Raw genomic sequence first — 4,858 nt, 5'->3', positions numbered from 1 at the left:
GGCAGGAGGCAGGAGGCAGGAGGCAGAAGGTTTTCTCAAGAGTGTCACCTTTATTTTATACACGCTCCGATGCTACCGGACATGATATTAGGGGTGGGTCCCCACACTCCCCATGTCATTACACCGATGCTACCGGATTTTATCTTAACTCCCTGCAGACATCGTGGTCAAAAAAGAAGATAAAAAAAGATTGCACCAAAAAATATTTGCCTCCTCATAGTGAACGCAATTATTATTAAACCAATATATTAGACATCTCCAATAATAAAAAATAAAATCAATTATTCCAAAGAAATTATCAATTATTTACCTCTACTCCCTACTCCCTATGTATGGAGGAGATGTCTATTTAGGGCTTGCTGATTAAATATCGCGCGCATTGACAGATATTGGTTTTAGGCAAATTATGTCTATTAAAAGTATGAGCTTTTCAGTTGCTGTGGTTAAAAAAGTGAGGATTTTCACGCCCTGCACGCAGCCGAAAAATCGCTCTGACTATTGTTTAGGCCACTGACTCTGTAATTCCCATTTCTTCTACGTCCGCTCCTACTGCCTACAGCAAAGCTGCCTACAAAGAGCAAAAAGACTTTCCATACGCAAACCCTATTTATAGATAGCCGTCGAAGGAAAAGGTGCCGACAGATCGAAAGCTTAAAACTCAGACAACGCAATATTTTTCCTTTTTCCTTCTTCCTTCTGCTATAACGCAATCTTTTTAAATTAGTATTGACATATTGACGACCAGTATTGACAAAAAAGTGATGGTACAGCTATTGGTGCAACAAGCATCAATAGCTATAGTTCTGATGCTTGAAGTGAAGATAATCACTGAAACAGAGAATATTTTAAGTAGGTATGTAGCCTTAATTTTAAGATGCTACTGCTGATACTTCTTCTTCCTCATCTTCTTCCACAACTTCACCTGCTTCTACTTGACGCAGGTGAATGTGTTTACGTCCCAAAGAAATTTCAAACTCATCTCCTGGCTTTAATTCCATTATTTTAGTGTAAGCCGCACCAATTAGTAAATTACCGTTGGATTGTACACTAATTCGATAGCTAGCAGAGCGTCCTCCACGGCCATTACCATTCTGTTTACTATCTAATTGGATACCCTCAGCATCAATCAAAGCATTCAAAAACTTCATCATGTTAACTCGTTCAACACCATTTTTAGTAACAGTGTAGTAGCCACATTCTCTCGCCTTCTTTTCCTTACTTTGATTACCTAAGTCTTTTACTTTTTTCAGTAAATCTTCCCCAGATAAGGGTTCAATATTTTTCTTTTTAGCCATGTTTTTCGTCCTAACATTTTACTACAGTTATCATTTTTTATCTTGGTTTGTTTAAATTCCAAGAAACGATAAACAAATATTTGCTCGTAAAACTATATTACACTAATTATCTAAATATTTCACATATTCGATCGAATTTTTCACACAATATTTTGAGAAGAGCTATTGATTATAGCCACCAATCATATCTATAGTATGTAATATTAAGCATTATGCTATCAACTATCAACTATTCACCTATTTAGTTGAAGGGCCTATTGATATACTTATAGCTATAAATTCCTGAAGTCCCTTTAAATTAAATACAAGACAATGAAGTTAACTACTCGTGGACATTACAGTGTTAAGGCACTTTTAGATTTGAGTTTACAACAAAGTAATACTCCCATATCTGTCAAAGAAATTGCACTACGTCAAGACATACCTATCGCCTATCTTGAAAAGCTATTAATAGAGATGCGTCGTACTGGTTTAGTCAAATCAGTTCGTGGTGCTCAAGGAGGATATCAATTAGCTAAATTACCAGCTCAAATATCTCTAGGACAAATACTAGAATCTGTTGGTGAAACAATAAAACCCTTACCTAGATATGTTCCTGATAATAAGCAGGCAGAAGACTGGGTTACTTATTCTATCTGGCATAGATTAGATAAAAAACTTTCTGAAGCACTTTACAATATTTCCCTAGAAGACTTATACTATGATGTCCGTAGTTGGCAAGCTGTAGTAGGAGAAGAAACGAGTTTTGTTGTTTAATTGTTGATAGCTTGACTGTCAAGTTGTAAGACTTAATCAGTATTATATGATTCACAATGATTACTTATTAAAACAAATTTATAACTATTGAATTCCTGTGAATGCCAACTATACTTTAATTATTCTTTTCATAGCTGCTTGCCTAGATTATTTGATTGGCGATCCTTGGAGTTGGCCACATCCTGTAAAAATCCTAGGCTGGATAATTACTCATTACACTAAACAAATATTTAAACTCACTAAACCTCATCAAGATAACTCTGGCGTATTTATACTTAGAGTGGCAGGTATACTACTAGCGATCGCTCTTGTTTTGGGTAGTGGAATTATCAGTTGGTTAATTATTCAAGCTTTACGAATAAACTTTGTCCAATTTCCTTTATTAACAGTAATAATAGAGAGTATTTTATTAGCTAGCTGTTTTGCGGGAAAAAGTTTAAGTATGGCAGCTAAAGAAGTACTTCAACTGGTAAGAAGTGACAATTTAATTCAAGCACGTCAAAAATTAAGTATGTATGTAGGTAGAGATACAGAAAATTTATCAAGACCGGAAATATTTCGAGCAATTTTTGAAACAGTAACAGAAAATGCCACAGATGGAGTAATTGCACCTTTATTTTATGCTTTAGTAGGAGCCATAATACCAGATTTAGGTAGCGTACCTTTGGCATTTGCCTACAAAGCTGCTAGTACATTAGATTCGATGATTGGGTACAAAGAAGCACCCTATAAGGATATAGGATGGTTTAGTGCTAAACTAGAGGACGTTTTAACTTGGCTACCCTGTCGCTTAAATGTGCTGACTATAGCTTTGCTCTCTGGTAAACCGTTATATGTTTGGAGAATATGTCAAAGGGATGCGGTGAAAGATCCTAGTCCTAATGCTGGTTGGAGTGAATGTGCCTATGCTGCAACCTTGGGAGTGCAGGTAGGTGGCACAAACTTTTATCAGGGAGTGGTTAAACATAAACCACTATTAGGAGACCCCATCTATCCAATTACAGCAGAAATTATTGATCGAGCATTGCAGTTAACTCGATATTGCTTTCTAATTTGGTTAGGATTATTTTTTATTTGTTATATCATGTCCGGTAGCATCGGTATTGTATAGTGAAGGTAAGGAAGAAGGAAGAGGGAAGAGGGAAGAGGGAAGAGGGAAGAAGGCTTAAAAGTATGAAAAAAAGTAAATTTTCTGTAGATATTCACCCTTGGTTTTACACAAACGCGCCCCAGGGGACATGATATTATTTATCAAAATAATTGGATCTAATACCCCGCCTTGATTGGCGAAATGTTTTTGGAGGGGAGCTTATAGCGGTTTTCAAATAGATAGAGTACAGTGGCCAAAGCATTTTTCTGCTGCGTAGGGACGTTGCATGCAACGTCCCTACCTGCCGTGCCCCAAAAGAATTTTGTAGTCTACTTATTAATAATGAAAACTGCTGTAAACCACCATTACAAAAACAACTTCTGACTTCTGACTTCTGACTTCTGACTTCGTTAAAGTGGTGTAATATCATGTCCGGTAGCATCGTTTGTGTATAAAATTAAGGTGACAATAGGAGAAAACCTCCTGCCTCCTGCCTCCTGCCTCCTGCCTTCCTTCCACCAAAGTCTAATTATTCAACCGGACATGATATAATACATGAGCAATACTGTAGAAATTTTATCAGCACAGGAGTTACGGCGTACTGTTACTCGTCTTGCTTCCCAAGTAATTGAAAATGCGGGAGATTTGTCTCAACTGGTGTTGTTAGGCATTTATACTAGAGGAGTACCGCTAGCAAAAATATTAGCAAATCAAATTGAATTGCTAGAACAAGTCAAAATACCTGTGGGAGCATTGGATATTACTTTTTATCGAGATGACTTGAATATAACAGGAATGCGAACACCAGCTAGAACTGAAATTCCTGGTGATATTACTGGTAAGATTGTGGTTTTAGTAGACGATGTGATATATAAAGGTCGAACAGTGCGAGCTGCTTTGAATGCAGTTCTTGAATATGGTCGCCCAGAAGCAATTAGATTAGTTGTGTTGGTTGATAGAGGTCATCGGGAACTACCAATACATCCAGATTTTACAGGTAAGAAGCTACCCACTTCTAGAGAAGAGAAAGTCAAAGTTTATGTGCAAGATATTGATGGGAGAGATGGCGTGGAGTTATTTCGATAGTGCCGCTACGCGGAATCCAAAAGTCAAAAGTCAAAAATACTGATTGGTAAGGCTTTTAGGATTTTGCGACTGGTTATATCATATCCGGATAATAGCGTGATCAAAAAACTTGTTCCTCCTTAATACAATAGTTTTCATAAGGCGTGCAGTACATCAATGATCCCCCGCGCATCCCCCTTAAAAAGCTATCCCTTATAAGGAACTCCTCAGACACGAGGACACGGAGACGCGGAGACACGGGGACACGGAGAGAAGGGGAGAAGGGGAGAAGGGGAGCAGGGGAGAAGGGAGAAATAGTCATGATATCTAAGTGAAATTACTTAATTTGTTCAAATAAATGTACTTTTAAATACATTTTCTCTCTAGAAAAAGGCTTTTAAAGTCTTAAACATAATTTGTATATTTTGTCAAGTTTTATGTTAAGAAAGATGTTTATAAAGCATAGCTTAAAAAGGGGGACTTCCAGTTCCCCCCTTGAAAAGGGGGGTTAGGGGGGATCTCCTGATATCATGTCCGGTAGCATCGGAGCGTGTATAAAATTAAGGTGACACTCTTGAGAAAACCTTCTGCCTCCTGCCTCCTGCCTCCTGCCTTCGGACAACCATTGTCTAATTATTCAACCGGACATGAT

Annotated in this window: 5 protein-coding genes; 4 read left to right on the top strand and 1 reads right to left on the bottom strand. The window is 37.6% G+C overall.

Features of this window, described 5'->3' with window-relative positions; genetic code table 11:
* On the top strand, positions 1-183 hold a 183-nt coding region (locus tag F6K54_RS40475), incomplete at its 5' end, for a hypothetical protein (protein ID WP_293090061.1).
* Between the two features lie 686 nt (positions 184-869).
* On the opposite strand, the gene F6K54_RS40470 is transcribed toward F6K54_RS40475, so the two are convergent.
* Positions 870-1,295, bottom strand: a complete 426-nt coding sequence (locus tag F6K54_RS40470) for an AbrB family transcriptional regulator (protein WP_293090059.1) — start codon at positions 1,293-1,295, stop codon at positions 870-872.
* A gap of 312 nt (positions 1,296-1,607) precedes the next feature.
* On the opposite strand from F6K54_RS40470, the gene F6K54_RS40465 reads away from it, so the two are divergent.
* The 3 genes from F6K54_RS40465 to pyrR all read left to right on the top strand — a co-directional run bounded on the left by F6K54_RS40465 (position 1,608) and on the right by pyrR (position 4,227).
* A complete protein-coding gene (locus tag F6K54_RS40465) occupies positions 1,608-2,051 on the top strand; it encodes an RrF2 family transcriptional regulator (protein WP_202224756.1) in 444 nt (147 codons plus the stop codon).
* Between the two features lie 97 nt (positions 2,052-2,148).
* Positions 2,149-3,162 (top strand): adenosylcobinamide-phosphate synthase CbiB, encoded by a 1,014-nt coding sequence (cbiB, locus tag F6K54_RS40460; RefSeq protein WP_293090056.1) that lies wholly within the window; start codon positions 2,149-2,151, stop codon positions 3,160-3,162.
* Between the two features lie 534 nt (positions 3,163-3,696).
* Positions 3,697-4,227 carry a bifunctional pyr operon transcriptional regulator/uracil phosphoribosyltransferase PyrR gene (gene pyrR / locus F6K54_RS40455; RefSeq protein WP_124143057.1) on the top strand — a complete coding sequence of 177 codons (531 nt, stop codon included), beginning with the start codon at positions 3,697-3,699 and terminating at the stop codon, positions 4,225-4,227.
* Positions 4,228-4,858: the final 631 nt, after the last annotated feature.

Source organism: Okeania sp. SIO3B5 (assembly GCF_010692555.1).
Classification (GTDB): Bacteria; Cyanobacteriota; Cyanobacteriia; order Cyanobacteriales; family Microcoleaceae; genus Okeania.
Note: the sequence above shows the minus strand (reverse complement) of the source record. Positions and strands in the feature narration are given on the sequence as shown.